The organism is Geobacillus uzenensis (assembly GCF_002217665.1).
Taxonomy (GTDB): domain Bacteria; phylum Bacillota; class Bacilli; order Bacillales; family Anoxybacillaceae; genus Geobacillus; species Geobacillus subterraneus.
Genome location: NZ_NEWL01000002.1, coordinates 102,564 through 116,543, shown reverse-complemented (window position 1 = coordinate 116,543; position 13,980 = coordinate 102,564). Strand labels below are relative to the sequence as shown.

The window sequence follows — 13,980 nt, the reverse complement described above, 5'->3', positions numbered from 1 at the left end:
AAAATATGTACTATTTCCATAGTAAAACGGGGAAACGATTTTTGCAATTGTTTTGTCTCATTGGAAGGCTGATCATGGAACGAAAAGCCTGGCCTTCCGCCACTGACAGGATGAAAAAGAGCCGGACGATAAACGATCCAGCGCCGCGCTCAGCTAAATGTCAAAGTCGTTCGCCGAAGCAGAAGCCGCCCCGTCTTGCTTGTTTTTCTTCAACATCGCTTGAATTTTCTCAAACGCCTGCGGGGCGACATCGAGTATTTTCTCATATAAGTGCGTGCTTTCATCCAAATGGAGAAGTTTGACACCGGACGAATTGACGACAAGAAACGCAATCGGGGTAATGGAGACACCGCCGCCGCTGCCGCCGCCAAACGGATGCCCGTTCCCTTGGGCTTGCCCGTTTTGCCCATTTCCGCCCGCTTGCGTCCCTTGGCCGTTTTGCTGGCCGTCGAGCATAAACTCGCTGCCGCCGGCAGCAAACCCAAAGCCGACTTTCGATACGGTTAAAATGACGCTGCCGTCAGGCGTCTCAACCGGGTCGCCGATAATCGTATTGACATCAATCATTTGTTTTAAGTTTTCCATCGCTGTTGTCATTAGGCCTTGAATCGGATGATTCGTCATGCTCATTCCTCCTAATATCCTTCATTTGCCTGTCTTGCTGTCAACGGGTTTCGTTTCCTCAAGCGCCGTCCGCGCCAATGTTTGATCACTCGCAATCCTGCTAACATAGCATGCCCGATTCGAAACTGAAACATACATAAAAACGCCGTTTCCGAAACAGCCCGGTCATAGGTCGGAACGATCGTAATCACCGGGATGGTTTTCATCTTCGTGTAACGGCTCACCGTGCCGATGATCGTGTATTTCAACGACCAGCCAAGCCCGGCGACCAACCCGGTTGACGCCGCGTCGCCGGTGCCGATTTTGGTCCGCCATTCCCATTTTGTAATCGTGACATGACGGCAAAACTGTTTCATAATTTCATGCAAGTCGACAACTTGTTTGAGAAACTGCTTGACTTGACGAAAGAAATCGGCAATGTCGCTCGGCGTCCATTTGCTTTTCTTTTCCTCTTTCCCGCGCGTTCCTCCCGTTCCCTCTTTATGAACAAGCGCCACCCCGGGCGACTCGGGTTCAGTTTCGATCTTGATGAGCGGGACGCGAATCGTGTAGCGGATGAGGCCAAATAGGGTGCGCAGCACAATTTTGTACTCGTCATCGTCTTCAGCATGACGGAATACGACCGTTACCGAAATTTTCATCCATGCGACAAGAAGGAGAAAAAGAGCCACCACCACGACGGCTATGATCACGATTCTCAATGTCCGCACTTCCTTTCACCATACATTGTCACCATATGGAAAAAAAATAAACCTGCCATAGCGGCAGGTGGTGGTTATTGAGGGCGGACGGATGCAAACAAAAGCCCGTCAATCCCGAATGACGATCGTATCAGCAAACTGATCGTGCATCCCTTTTTTCTTTTCCGAAAAAGCGACAAACAAAAAACCGATGAACAACAGTTTTTTGGCGATAAATTTGCCGATGACTTCGCGGAACAGCACCGTCAGCCATGTAAGCGGCACGCCCCGCTCATCGACGACTTTTAGGCCGAACACCATTTTGCCAAGCGTCTGCCCGAACGCTTTCGTCATCAAAACAAAATAGGCGTAAAAGACGGCAGCCGCCGCCACCGCGGCCGGCGCAAACCAATGATCCCGCGCTAACGGCCAGTCAAACAAGCGAAACAACGGCCAAACGACAAGCCGGTTTATGCTTGAAACGACTATAACGTCAAGCAAATACGCCCAAAAACGAAGCCAAAATCCGCCGTAGCGGGGAGCCGCTTCCACCGGCAAACGGTGTTCAGGCGCAGGCGGCGCCATCGCTTGCGTATCAGTCATCCTCCCACTTCCTTTACTCAGTAAATAAATACATGAGCCGCGGCGATGACGGCTGCGACAACAGACGGATGAGCTCGGCCGCTTCTGTTTCCGGCTTCGCCCGGTTGGATATCAACCCGAACAGGGAGCCCCACGGGGCATCGCCTACATATTTCACAACTTGAGCATTGGCGAGCCGATGTTCTTTTTTGAGCGCCGCAATTGTATCGTCCAAATAACCAAACTCATCAATCAACCGGAGCGATTTCGCCTGGCGGCCGTCGTAAATGCGGCCATCCGCCAGTTTGCGCACCGCCTCTTCCGGCAGCTTTCTGCCTTTGACAATAACGTCGACAAACGCCTCATACGACTGGTTGATCAGCCGCTGCAAAATGTCCCGCTCCGCATCCGTCATTTTGCGCGCTGGGTTCATGATGTCCTTGTACGGGCCGCTTTTGATTGTGACGAGCTCGACGCCGTATTTTTTGGCCAGCCCTTCGTAGTTGACACTTTGCATAATGACGCCGATCGAGCCGGTGATCGTCTCCGGGCTAGCGAACAGCTTATCGCCCGCTGTGGCGATGTAATAGCCGCCTGACGCCGCCATCGCTCCCATCGATACGTAAATCGGCTTCTTCGTCTCTTTTTTCAATTTCAACAGCTGGTTATGAATTTCCGCGCTTTCGGCGACCCCGCCGCCTGGTGAGTTGATGCGCAATACGATGGCTTTGACACGGTCATCTTCCTTCACCTGTTTGATCATTTGCAAAAATGTTTGATGGTTATAAAGCGGCGAGGAAAGGAACGCCTCCGCTTCGCCTGCCTCTTGAATGACACCGTTCACTTCCAAGACCACGATTTTTTGCAGCGGGTCGCCCTCTTCGATCACTTCTTCACTAAACGGCGCTTCCATCAGTGCCAGCCAATTTTCCGACCATGTTCCCGCCTCATCGGACAGCAGTACGCCAATGGCGTTAACGAGCACGGAAATGATAAACAACGCCGACGCGATCGCCAACGCCGTCCACCGTTTTCGATTCATCCTCTCCCCCCTTTTGCATCAGCTACCCATATTTTTAGAATCATGGAAAACGTGGTACAATATTCATTGTACATCGGTTCAAGATATGATGCCATTAGGAGGGCGCAAAGATGGACATGGAACGCAACCGCCTCTATTTTTTTTATAAGCGCGACGACGAGCTCGTCGAACGGGTGAAGCCGCTCATTGAGCGGGCGGAGCGCGGGCCGTTTGTCGTTGTCGACGACGCCCGGGAAGCGAACATTATCGTCAGCATCGGCGATGACGGCGCGTTTTTGCAGGCGGTCCGGCAAACCGGATTCCGCTCTGACCGTTTATACGTCGGTGTGTCAACGCTGCCGACGCGCGGATTTTATTGCGATTTCCAAATCGATGATATCGATCATATGGTTGAAGCGGCCAGAAACTGGAAGCTTGAAGTGCGGCGCTACCCGGTCATCGAAGTGACGATCGACGGCACCGCCTCCTTTTTCTGCTTAAACGAATGTTCGATCCGCTCGCAAATCATTAAAACGATGGCGGTCGATGTTTTTATTGACGACTTGCATTTTGAAACGTTCCGCGGCGATGGCATTATCGTCTCGACGCCAACCGGCAGCACCGGCTACAACAAATCGGTGCACGGAGCGATCGTTGATCCACTTTTGCCGTGCTTTCAAGTGAGCGAGCTCGCCTCGCTCAACAGCAACCGCTACCGGACGCTCGGCTCGCCGTTTATTTTGAGCGGTAAGCGGAAACTGACGCTGAAAATGTCGGAAGAAACGAGCCATTTTCCGATCATTGGCCTCGACAATGAAGCGCTCAGCATCCAGCATATTGAGCGGATTGACATCCAGTTGAGCGACCGGGTCATCAAAACGGTGCGCTTAAAAGACAACTCATTCTGGGATAAAGTGAAGCGCGTCTTTTTATAAACGGCGCGCAAGGTCGCCTTTCTTCGGGAGAGACGACAAGGTGTGCGGGAGTATTCGGTTGGTATGGATGGAAGAGGGTGTCCCTTCGTTCGGGACACCCTCTTTCGTTTTATGAATGGCTTCAAGATGAACCGCCCCCTCCCGAAACGGGCGGCCTTCAGGCTGATTCACGCCGCTTAAGGAGGGCTGTTTTGCGGCCTTTCATTGCACGCGCGTTTCCATCCCCCCGCGCTTATGACGACCGGCCGGCAAGGCGCGCTTCCCGTTCGCGCAGCTCGACGCGGCGGATTTTCCCGGACGCCGTTTTTGGCAAGTCGTCGACGAACTCGATTTTGCGCGGGTATTTGTACGGAGCGGTTAATTGTTTGACATGCTCCTGCAATGCCGGAATGAGCGATGGATCGTTTTTGTCGACCCCGTCGCGCAGCACGACGAACGCTTTGACGACATGGCCGCGCACTTCATCCGGGCTGGCGACGACGGCGCATTCTTTCACCGCCGGATGCTTGACGAGCGCATCTTCCACTTCAAACGGGCCGATCGTATAGCCGGAGCTGATGATGATGTCATCGCCGCGGCCTTCAAACCAGAAATAGCCGTCTTCGTCTTTTCGCGCTTTATCGCCGGTAATGTAATAGTCGCCGCGGAACTGCATCGCCGTCCGTTCCGGATCTTTATAGTAATATTTAAACAGCGCCGGCGTTTCCACATGGACGGCGATATCTCCCACAACACCGACTGGGCACGGTTCGCCGTTTTCATCGATGATTTCGACGCGGTTGCCCGGCGTCGGTTTCCCCATCGATCCCGGCTTGATGTCCATCCCTTTCATGACGCCGACAAGCAGTGTATTTTCTGTCTGGCCATAGCCATCGCGCACTTGGATGCCAAAATGCTTGGCAAACGTGTCGATCACTTCGCGGTTGAGCGGCTCGCCGGCCGACACGGCGCTGTGCAAGTGCGATAAGTTGTAGCGGCCGATATCCGGCACCTTCGCCATGAGGCGGTATTCGGTCGGCGTGCAGCAAAGCACGTTCACTTCATATTTTTCTAACAGCTGCAAATATTTTTCCGGCTCAAAGCGGCCGTAATAGACGAACCCGGTCGCCCCCGAGCCAAGCACCGATAGAAACGGACTCCAAATCCATTTTTGCCATCCCGGTCCGGCCGTCGCCCAGACGAGATCGTTCTCTTCGATGCACAGCCAGTTTTTTGCCGCCGTGCGCAAATGGGCGTACGCCCAGCCATGGCAATGGACAACCCCTTTCGGATTGCCGGTCGTGCCAGAGGTGTAGGATAAAAACGCCATATCGTCGCGCGACGTATCGGCCGCAGCGAGTGTTTCGCTTTCTTCCGCCATCGCTGCCCCCAGCCGAACCCAGCCGTCATGCTCGCGCTCGCCAATCGAAAATTTCAACAGCTTGTCGATGCCATCGATCGAAGCGAATTCGTTAAGATACGGTTCATAGGCGACAACCGCCTTCACTTCCCCATGGGACAATCGGTATTGCAAATCTTTTGTCCGCAGCATCTCGGAGCTCGGAATGACGACAAGCCCGGCTTTGAGCGCCCCTACATATACTTCATACGCTTCAATCAGGCGCGGAACCATGACAAGCACTTTGTCCCCTTTTTCCAGCCCGCGCGATAAGAAAGCGTTTCCAATTTGATTGGCGCGCGCCATGAGGCGCCCGTATGTAATCTCTTTTGTTTCGCCGTGCTCATTCTCCCATTTTAAAGCGATTCGCTCCGGGTGGGCCGCCGCATGCCGTTCCATTTCGGACGTTAAATTGTAGCGCTCAGGAGCGATCAGTTCTTCCCGCTTCATCGTTCCTCTCCCCCTCTTCTGTTCATTTTGCCGTCGCCGGCATCTTTATTATACAAAATAGTTATTATATTTTGAATACTTTTTTGACATAATAAGCGGCGGGGAGCTCCCCGCCGCGCAAGCCATCATGTATGAAATTAGAATTGACGCGCACCGCCCAATTGTTGCTGCGCCATAGCGACAAGACGCTTCGTAATCTCGCCGCCGACCGAACCGTTAGCGCGCGATGTCGTGTCAGCGCCTAAATTGACGCCGAATTCTTGGGCGATTTCATATTTCATTTGCTCGAGCGCTTGCTGTGCACCCGGAACAAGCAGTTGATTGTTGTTGTTGTTGCGTGCCATCTGTTTTCACCTCCTTGTACGTATAGAATGTGTGAAAACAGACGGCGATATGCAACAGCATTTTTGGTAAATTCTGAGATTCAAAACAGGTCAGCGAACTCATCAGCTTGTCCGGCTTCTTCATCGATCACGATCGTTTCCGTCTCATTGATCGCCTTCTCAAGAAGCGGGGCGAGATCGAGCTGACCCTCGTGATGAAGCACTTTCTCTTTTTTCGGCTTCGTTTTTGGCGCCCGCGGCGTAAAAATGGTGCAGCAGTCTTCATATGGAAGAATCGAAATATCGTGGGTGCCGATTTGCTTAGCAATCTCGATAATTTCCATTTTATCCATCGAAATGAGCGGGCGCAAAACCGGCGTGTTCGTTACCTCATTGATCACGTACATGCTTTCCAGCGTCTGGCTCGCCACTTGGCCGAGGCTTTCCCCGGTGACGATCGCCAACGCCCGTTGGCGGCGGCGCAACGCATCCGTAATTTTCAGCATCGCCCTTCGGGTGGAAATCAGTGAATACTCATTTGGAACTCCTTGATAAATGGCTTGCTGCACTTCGGTAAACGGCACGATATGCAGCTTGATTTTTCCGCCGTAGGCGGTCAACGTCCGCACTAAATCGATCACTTTTTGCTTCGCCCGTTCGCTCGTAAACGGCGGGCTGAAAAAGTGAACGGCTTCAATTTCGAGGCCCCGCTTCATCGCCAAGTAGCCGGCGACCGGGCTGTCGATGCCGCCTGAGAGCATGAGCATCGCCTTGCCGCTCGTCCCGACCGGCAGGCCGCCGGCGCCGAAAATGTCGCGGCACGTGACATATGTCCCATCTTGGCGCACTTCGATGCGCACATCAATGTCCGGTTGGCGCACGTTGACCGTTAAGTCTTCCGTCTGCCGCAAAATATGCGCCCCGACTTCATAGTTCAACTCGTCGCTTCGGTACGGGAACTGTTTATTGACGCGGCGGGCGCTCACTTTAAACGTTTTCCCTTTGTACGGAAGCTGGCGGACGGCGGCAAGCGCCGTCTCTTTAATGGCATCTAAATCGTTTTCGCACTTCATCGCCAAGCTGAACGAGTGAATGCCAAACACCGTTTTCAGCTTGTCGATGATCGGTTCATGCGGCTCACCGTTTAATAAAATGTACATTCGGTCGCGCATATATTCAATTTGAATCCGGCGAAACGCCTGCAGTTTGCGGGCGATATTGTTTTTCAGCCGCCGGACAAAAATGTTGCGGTTTTTTCCTTTCGTCGTCATTTCCCCATAACGGATTAAAATGCGGTCATACTTCATCTCCATGTGATCCCGTTACCTCACTTAATGTTTTGATCGCCTGTTTCATGGCCGCCACCGCCGGCGCGATTTCTTCGTTCGTGTTGTCAAACGACAGGCTGATGCGGATGCCGCGCTCAGCCCGTCCTTCGCCGAGCCCCATGGCTAGTAGCGTTTGGCTCGGCGCCTTTTTTTTCGACGAACAAGCCGATGTCGTCGAGACGTAAATACGGCTTTTCGCCAGCTCATGGACGAACACTTCCGGCTTCATGCCGCGCTTTAAGGAAAAGTTGATGATATGCGGCGCAGCGCCGTGGCGCGGCGTGTTGATCTCAATCTCCGGAATGGCGGAAAGGGCGGCCAGCCACTCCTCCTTTAGCGCCTTGAGCCGGCCGATCTCCCGCTCGTATTTCTCCATCGCCAGGCGCAGCGCTTTCGCCATCGCAACAATGGCGGCGACATTTTCCGTTCCGGACCGGAGCCGCATTTCCTGCCCGCCGCCGGCGATCAACGGCATCAAACGGACGCCTTCGCGGACATAAAGCACCCCGGCGCCGCGCAATCCATGAAATTTATGGGCCGATAGCGTGCATAAGTCGACGCCGGCTTGTTTCAAATCGAGCGGCACTTTGCCGATGCCTTGCACCCGGTCGACATGAAACAGCGTCTTCGGATAGCGGGCAAGAAGCGCACCGATTTCCTCAATCGGCTGCACCGTGCCGACTTCGTTGTTGACGTGCATAATTGAAACGAGAATCGTGTCATCGCGCAGCGCTCGCTCCACTTGCTCTACCGACACCCTCCCGTCGCGGTCGACCGGCAAGTACGTCACCTCAAAGCCGAGCTCCTCAAGCTGCCGGCACGGCTCGGCAACGGACGGATGCTCGATCTCCGTCGTAATGATATGGCGGCCGCGCCGCCGATATTGCCAAGCGACTCCTTTCATGGCGAAATTGTTCGCTTCCGTTCCGCCGGACGTGAACACGACCTCGTTCGCTTTGACGCGCAGCATGGCCGCGATTTGTTCGCGTGCCTGTGCGAGCAGCCGCTCCGCCTTCATGCCCAGCTCATGAAGTGAAGACGGATTGGCAAAGTAATCCGTCGCGACCGTCACAAACGAATCGATCACTTCCGGAAACGGTTTCGTTGTCGCGCTGTTATCAAGGTAAATCATCATTTCCATCCTCCGCTCGTGATCGGCAATTCATCCATATAACATAATAATAAAAGCGGACGAAAAACAGCAACGAAAACACACACACATTTACAGTATTCACCAAAAACCCGATAAATATCGGTTTCCGCCGATATTTATCGGGTTGGGATCATCGTTCTTCCTCGTTGTCCGTCTGCCAAAGCTGCTGCACGCGATCAAACGCGCCCGGTTCGACGCTCTCAATCGTGGCCACCGCCTGGCGAAGCGCCTCTTCGTAATCATAATGGCGGAATAAAAACTCGGCCTCCTCAAGCCCTTTATGAACGGCCGGATACCGGCGGCGGTAGCGGTTGCCGTATTGAATCGTCCGTTCAGCCAAGGCCGCCTGTTCGATCATTTCGATGGTTCGCTCATACAGCCGTTCCACCGACGCTTTCGCTTCTTCAAGCGCCTGATCGACCGACGGCATGTCGAGCGGCTTTTCATCGAGGCGGGCGGCGACATTTTGCAGGCTGTTGCGCGCTTCCGTCAGCCTAAGCGCATACGATTCGGGCAGCCCCGGCAGCCGGCTTTTTTGCACGAGACGAAGTGCTTCAGACAATTGTTTTCTCATGTCATCGAGCTTTTCGCGCGCAATCAATTCATCTTTGCGCAGCGTCTGCAGCATCACCCGAAATTGTTCATGTTCTTCCTTCATCATGCCGATTTGCCCAACGAGCTGTTCAAGCTCCTCTCTAAGCAGCGAATAGGCGGTTTTCGCCTCGGCGGCGCGTTCTTCGATCAGCAAAAACCGCTTTTGCAGCTGGTGCAGCTGTTTTTCAATGCTTCGGTATTTTTCGAGGTCGCCTGGCGGCAGGTGGTAGCTTTGCTGGACGAACACGGCTTCAGCGCCCGTTTCTTTCGCCTCGGCGGCCAATTCCTTGAGCATGCCGCCGATGCGCGGCATTTCCGTTTGCACGTATCGATGGGCAAGCACTTCTTTTTCCAGCAAGTCATACAGCGTGTCAATTTCTTCTTTCAGCTCAGCGACGGTCTGCTTCGCTTCCTCGATGCGCAACTCGCCGATCATCGCCAAGCATTGCTTGATTTTCTCCTGTTTTTCTTCCAACGCGCGTTCGATGTGCAAATGATCGAGTATGTACCCGCTCTGTTCCATTTCCTGATAGCCGTCAGCGAGCTCAGCGAGCTGGGCCGGAAGTGAGGTTTGGCACTCGCCAAGCAACACCGGAATCTCTTCCATCATCGCGGTGAGGCGGTCAAGCTCCTGCTTCAGCAACAAGACGACATCGCGCGCCGCCAAGTAGTTGCCGGCTTCCGTCAATTCCGCAAACGACTGAAACTGCTTTTCCGCCTCGCTCAGGCGGACATCGAGCAAATCGGCCGCCGCCCCGAACGTATATCGATAGGCGAGCAGCGTTTTTTTCGCCTCCCGGTGGGCGGCCCGCAGCTCCTCGATTTCCGCACGGTTTTGCTCTTCGCTTCCGATCAGCTCGTTGACTTCATGAATGATTTGATGCACCTCTTCCTCGAGGCGGCGCAGGCCGTCCTCCATTTGTCCAAGCAGCTTGCGCGCCTGCCGGTACCGGTATTTGTCAAGAAGCGTTTCGGCGTCAAACAGCTGTTCTTCGACATCGGGCAGCTTCACGGCTACGATCTCATCCCATTGCTGGCGCCACCGTTCAAACAGCCGCTCTGTTTCCCCCGTCATATTCAGCTGTTTCACTTTGGCGAGCTCATCCGGCACCGGCCGGTTCATCAGCTCGATTTTCCATCCCTCAAGCCGGTCGATTTCCCGATACATCCGCTTCCGGTACATCTGATTGTATATGATTGCCCCTGCGCTGAGGAGCAGAACGATCCACACGATTTCCATGCACAAATGCCCCCTTGCACTCAAGCTACTCCGAAATGAATCAAAATGGCGGAGAAGGCAAAAATATATGTTTTTCAATGTTTTTATGATACCATGTTAACGACATTTTTTGACCAAAATTTTTATTTTTTTTACAAGAATCTTCAATATGTTTGCTATCATACAAAGGGAAAGGGGGAAAACCGCCTTGCGTGACGGCCATATTCATACACCGTTTTGCCCGCACGGAAGCCATGACCCGCTTGAGCAATATGTAGAACGGGCGATTGCGCTCGGCTATACCGATATTTCCTTCACTGAACATGCCCCGCTGCCGGAACGGTTTGTCGACCCGACGCCGGAACAGGACAGCGCCATGGAGCGCCGGCAGCTTGAGCGCTATTTGGCCGCTGTCGCTGATGTGAAGGCGCGCTACCGAAACGACATCACGATCCGCGTCGGGCTTGAGGTCGACTTTATCCCCGGTTGGGAGGAAGAGACGGTGCGATTGCTCGATGAGGTCGGTCCGCTGCTTGATGACAGCATTTTATCGGTTCACTTTTTAGCGCACGAAGACCGCTATGTATGCTTAGACTACAGCGCCGATATGTTCGCCGGCATCGTCCGCCTGTTCGGCTCCGTTGAGCGCGTCCACCGCGCTTATTACGAAACCGTGCGCCGGTCGATCCGCGCCGACCTTGGCCGCTATAAGCCGAAACGCATCGGGCATATCACACTTGTGCGCAAGTTTTGGCGCCGCTTTCCATGCCCGGATCCGATGACCGGGCTCGTTCTTGCCATTCTTGATGACATGGGGCAGTTTGGCTATGAGATCGACTATAATGGAGCCGGCGCCGCCAAACCGCTCTGCCTCGAGCCTTACCCGCCCAACCGCCTCATCGCTGAAGCGCGGCGGCGCGGCATCCCGATCGTTTACGGCTCGGACGCTCATCGCGCGGCCGACTTGCATCAAGGGCGGGACGTGATGGATCACGAAGCGCTTGCGGTTGACAACCGCCAGGCGTCATCATAAAATGGGCCAAAAAAGGAGGGCAAACAAATGTTTCATCCAACCGCCTACAGTGGTACACGCGAAGAAAACTATGCGCTCGTCATCGAGCAGCTGAAAGCGCTCATCGCCGGAGAGCCGAACATGATTGCCAACTTGGCGAACGCTGCCGCCCTGCTTAATCAGTTTCTCACCGACATCAACTGGGTCGGGTTTTACTTGGCAGAGGGCGACGAACTTGTGCTCGGCCCGTTCCAAGGGTTGCCGGCGTGCGTGCGCATTCCGTTCGGCAAAGGGGTTTGTGGCACAGCAGCCGCCGAGCGGCGGACGGTCGTCGTTCCCGATGTGCACCAATTTCCGGGCCATATCGCCTGCGATGCTGCATCCCAATCGGAAATTGTCGTGCCGCTCATCAAGGAAGGCCGCGTCATCGGCGTCCTTGACATCGACAGCCCGGTGAAAAACCGCTTTGATGACACTGACCGCCGCTATTTAGAACAATTCGCCGGCGTGCTCATTTCCGAATGAGCGGAAATAACAGCCGGCGCGAAGAAGGAATCCGCCTGACCGGATTCCTTTTTTACACCTTATAGGAATGGTGGCGATCACTGACAAAAATGCAGTTTTTTCCAGTCTCCTTCGCCATATACAGCGCCGCGTCCGCCCGTTTAAACAACTGTTCCGCATTATCATGGTCATGCTGCCTCCACGATGAAATGCCGCACGAAACGGTCACCGGCGGGACCGTATGCTCCCTCACTTTTTCAACGATGCGGCGGGCAACCGAAACCGCGTCAAAAAGCGACACGTTCGGCAAATAGACAGCGAGTTCCTCTCCTCCCCAGCGCGCCGCGATATCGTTATCGCGGATGTTCGTGCGGATCATCTCGGCCACTTGAACGAGCACATCGTCGCCCGTCTGATGACCGTAAATGTCGTTGATCTGTTTGAAGTTGTCGATATCGATTAAAAGAAACGCCCCAAGCGCATCCGTCTCCATCGATTGTTGGATCTCTCTGTCCAAATAACGGCGCGTATACAGCTTCGTCAAATAATCGGTGATGACCAACTTCTCAAGTTCCTCCCGCAAAATCGCGTTCATAAACGCCAGGGTCGAGTGCTGGACAAGCGATTGCAGCAGTTTAAACATGTCAAACGTGAACTGATATGGCTTGCGGGCAAGCACGATGCAGACGCCTTTTGTTTCTTTATTTTGCAGCATCGGCGCAGCCATAACGGAACAAAACGACCCAAAATCGGACGCGCATACATCGCCGGCAAATAAAATATCGTTTCCGCTGCGACGCCGCGCTTCGACCCATTCGACATACATCGCCGATAAGCCTTCATAAAAAAACGGCGTGCTCCCCGGAAGAAGCTCATGTTTGCCGTCAGCAAACAAGAAAAAGCCAACTTCATCCGCGCCAAACGACTGCCGAATTTGCGACACCATATACTCGATCGCCTCGTGCAGCCGCGACCGGGCGTTCAGCTGGCGCATCGTGTCGTTAATGAGCTGCAAATCGGCAACAAGCCGGCGCGACTGTTCGTACAGTTTGGCGTTTTCCAGCGCGCTGCCGGCCGTCCCCGCCAACAGTGAAATAAAGTTGATTTCCCGCTTCGGAAACGGAGCGGCATGCGGGGCGATAATTTGAATCACCCCGTATACTGCCTGCACCCCTTTAATGGGCGCGTACAGCACCGAGCGCTGCGGCGCCGCTGTCTCCTCGCATTGCACCTGCCCGGTCAAAAACGCCCGCAGCGCCGCCGTTTGCTCTCCGTTTTCATCAAAGGCAAACGTTTTAATCGGCAAATTTCCGCGCAAGTGGTTATCGTGCGATAACAGAAGGTAGTATGTAAACGACGGATAGACGTTTTGCAGCGTGCGGATAATTTCTTCAAGCACATCGTCGATTTGCATCGAGGAGTGGATTTTCGCCGCAAAGCAGTGCAGCTGCTCGTACCGTTTCTCCTCGCTCTTCCCTTGTGACAACGTGCTCAGCTTGCGGAACAGCTGGGCCAAATCCGCTCTCAGCGCTTCAAGCAGCGGTCTATCGAAGCGGCGGCCTTTTCCGTACACCAGCTCGACCATCGCCGGCGCTTCTTCGGAAAGCAGGAAAAAGAGGCGGGCGGCTATGCGCGGCCCGCCATCATCGACCACGACGATCTCCTGCTTTTCCTCTGCCGCAATCCGCCCCGCCACCGGCTCCCCGCCAGCGGCCGCCTCCGGGCAAAAGGTGCCGCACGACGGGTCAAACAAGTACAATACTGCTTGTTCGAGCGCCAGCTCTTCTTTTAGCAGCGCAAGCAGCTCGCCCGCCGCTGTTGAAAACAGCCCGTCGTCCTGAAACGCCAAAAACCAGTGGAAAAATTTCCGCTTAAACGATTCATATCGTTTCGTTTCTTCCCATCTCATCATCTTTTCCACCTAAACTGGCATCATCACTCTAATAGATGACAAATTTTTTCTAAAAATTGCATCTTTTATTATATCATACAAACGGCCAAAAAGGAAAATAAAATATTGACTTTTCCCTCTAAAAATCATATAATAGCCTTTGTGTAAAATATAGCAGCCTTTGTGCCCACCTTTATGGTTCATTTTGTTCCTCGGCCCGCCGAGGTGTATCGCGTAACTCTTAGCTGCTAGAGCGAGGATACATGAAAACAAAATGGCCGTAATT

13 protein-coding genes are annotated in these 13,980 nt (G+C 53.8%); 3 read left to right on the top strand and 10 right to left on the bottom strand.

What is annotated here, in order from left to right:
- Positions 1-153: 153 nt before the first annotated feature.
- The 4 genes from ytfJ to sppA form a co-directional block, all read right to left on the bottom strand.
- Positions 154-624: a GerW family sporulation protein gene (ytfJ, locus tag B9L21_RS02100; RefSeq protein ID WP_063164999.1), complete on the bottom strand. Its 471-nt coding sequence runs from the start codon at positions 622-624 to the stop codon at positions 154-156.
- Between the two features lie 11 nt (positions 625-635).
- Positions 636-1,265, bottom strand: coding sequence for a DUF2953 domain-containing protein (locus B9L21_RS02095; RefSeq protein ID WP_089134981.1), 630 nt, complete (start codon positions 1,263-1,265; stop codon positions 636-638).
- A 168-nt stretch (positions 1,266-1,433) separates the two neighbouring features.
- Entirely contained in the window at positions 1,434-1,889 is a 456-nt protein-coding gene (locus B9L21_RS02090; RefSeq protein WP_409071375.1) for an RDD family protein, read from the bottom strand.
- A 31-nt stretch (positions 1,890-1,920) separates the two neighbouring features.
- Positions 1,921-2,928, bottom strand: coding sequence for a signal peptide peptidase SppA (gene sppA / locus B9L21_RS02085; protein ID WP_063164996.1), 1,008 nt, complete (start codon positions 2,926-2,928; stop codon positions 1,921-1,923).
- Between the two features lie 110 nt (positions 2,929-3,038).
- Here sppA and B9L21_RS02080 point away from each other — a divergent pair, with 110 nt between their 5' ends.
- Complete coding sequence (locus B9L21_RS02080; RefSeq protein WP_063164995.1) at positions 3,039-3,842, top strand: NAD kinase; 804 nt, start codon at positions 3,039-3,041, stop codon at positions 3,840-3,842.
- Positions 3,843-4,074: 232 nt separating this feature from the next.
- Here the strand turns inward: B9L21_RS02080 and mbcS are convergent, their stop codons facing one another.
- The 5 genes from mbcS to ezrA form a co-directional block, all read right to left on the bottom strand.
- A complete protein-coding gene (mbcS, locus tag B9L21_RS02075; protein ID WP_063164994.1) occupies positions 4,075-5,670 on the bottom strand; it encodes an acyl-CoA synthetase MbcS in 1,596 nt (531 codons plus the stop codon).
- A 137-nt stretch (positions 5,671-5,807) separates the two neighbouring features.
- Positions 5,808-6,014 carry an alpha/beta-type small acid-soluble spore protein gene (locus tag B9L21_RS02070; RefSeq protein ID WP_020960916.1) on the bottom strand — a complete coding sequence of 69 codons (207 nt, stop codon included), beginning with the start codon at positions 6,012-6,014 and terminating at the stop codon, positions 5,808-5,810.
- An 80-nt stretch (positions 6,015-6,094) separates the two neighbouring features.
- Complete coding sequence (thiI, locus tag B9L21_RS02065; RefSeq protein WP_063167283.1) at positions 6,095-7,300, bottom strand: tRNA uracil 4-sulfurtransferase ThiI; 1,206 nt, start codon at positions 7,298-7,300, stop codon at positions 6,095-6,097.
- Positions 7,290-8,453 carry a cysteine desulfurase family protein gene (locus B9L21_RS02060; protein ID WP_063167282.1) on the bottom strand — a complete coding sequence of 388 codons (1,164 nt, stop codon included), beginning with the start codon at positions 8,451-8,453 and terminating at the stop codon, positions 7,290-7,292. The genes thiI and B9L21_RS02060 overlap by 11 nt, the downstream gene beginning before the upstream one ends.
- 151 nt (positions 8,454-8,604) lie before the next feature.
- Complete coding sequence (ezrA, locus tag B9L21_RS02055; RefSeq protein ID WP_063164993.1) at positions 8,605-10,308, bottom strand: septation ring formation regulator EzrA; 1,704 nt, start codon at positions 10,306-10,308, stop codon at positions 8,605-8,607.
- 187 nt (positions 10,309-10,495) lie between these two features.
- Between ezrA and hisJ the strand changes: the two genes are divergently transcribed.
- Both hisJ and B9L21_RS02045 read left to right on the top strand, forming a co-directional pair.
- A complete protein-coding gene (gene hisJ, locus B9L21_RS02050) occupies positions 10,496-11,320 on the top strand; it encodes a histidinol-phosphatase HisJ (protein WP_063164992.1) in 825 nt (274 codons plus the stop codon).
- Positions 11,321-11,347: 27 nt separating this feature from the next.
- Entirely contained in the window at positions 11,348-11,824 is a 477-nt protein-coding gene (locus B9L21_RS02045; RefSeq protein ID WP_063164991.1) for a GAF domain-containing protein, read from the top strand.
- A gap of 52 nt (positions 11,825-11,876) precedes the next feature.
- Here the strand turns inward: B9L21_RS02045 and B9L21_RS02040 are convergent, their stop codons facing one another.
- Positions 11,877-13,712, bottom strand: coding sequence for a sensor domain-containing diguanylate cyclase (locus B9L21_RS02040; protein WP_063164990.1), 1,836 nt, complete (start codon positions 13,710-13,712; stop codon positions 11,877-11,879).
- Between the last annotated feature and the right edge of the window lie 268 nt (positions 13,713-13,980).

Bases quoted from the DNA above. Each gene is read 5' to 3' on its own strand.
- ytfJ (WP_063164999.1), bottom strand. From the start codon at position 624: ATGACGAATCATCCGATTCAAGGCCTAATGACAACAGCGATGGAAAAC.
- B9L21_RS02095 (WP_089134981.1), bottom strand. From the start codon at position 1,265: ATGAAAATTTCGGTAACGGTCGTATTCCGTCATGCTGAAGACGATGAC.
- B9L21_RS02090 (WP_409071375.1), bottom strand. From the start codon at position 1,889: ATGGCGCCGCCTGCGCCTGAACACCGTTTGCCGGTGGAAGCGGCTCCC.
- sppA (WP_063164996.1), bottom strand. From the start codon at position 2,928: ATGAATCGAAAACGGTGGACGGCGTTGGCGATCGCGTCGGCGTTGTTT.
- B9L21_RS02080 (WP_063164995.1), top strand. From the start codon at position 3,039: ATGGACATGGAACGCAACCGCCTCTATTTTTTTTATAAGCGCGACGAC.
- mbcS (WP_063164994.1), bottom strand. From the start codon at position 5,670: ATGAAGCGGGAAGAACTGATCGCTCCTGAGCGCTACAATTTAACGTCC.
- B9L21_RS02070 (WP_020960916.1), bottom strand. From the start codon at position 6,014: ATGGCACGCAACAACAACAACAATCAACTGCTTGTTCCGGGTGCACAG.
- thiI (WP_063167283.1), bottom strand. From the start codon at position 7,300: ATGAAGTATGACCGCATTTTAATCCGTTATGGGGAAATGACGACGAAA.
- B9L21_RS02060 (WP_063167282.1), bottom strand. From the start codon at position 8,453: ATGATTTACCTTGATAACAGCGCGACAACGAAACCGTTTCCGGAAGTG.
- ezrA (WP_063164993.1), bottom strand. From the start codon at position 10,308: ATGGAAATCGTGTGGATCGTTCTGCTCCTCAGCGCAGGGGCAATCATA.
- B9L21_RS02045 (WP_063164991.1), top strand. From the start codon at position 11,348: ATGTTTCATCCAACCGCCTACAGTGGTACACGCGAAGAAAACTATGCG.
- B9L21_RS02040 (WP_063164990.1), bottom strand. From the start codon at position 13,712: ATGAGATGGGAAGAAACGAAACGATATGAATCGTTTAAGCGGAAATTT.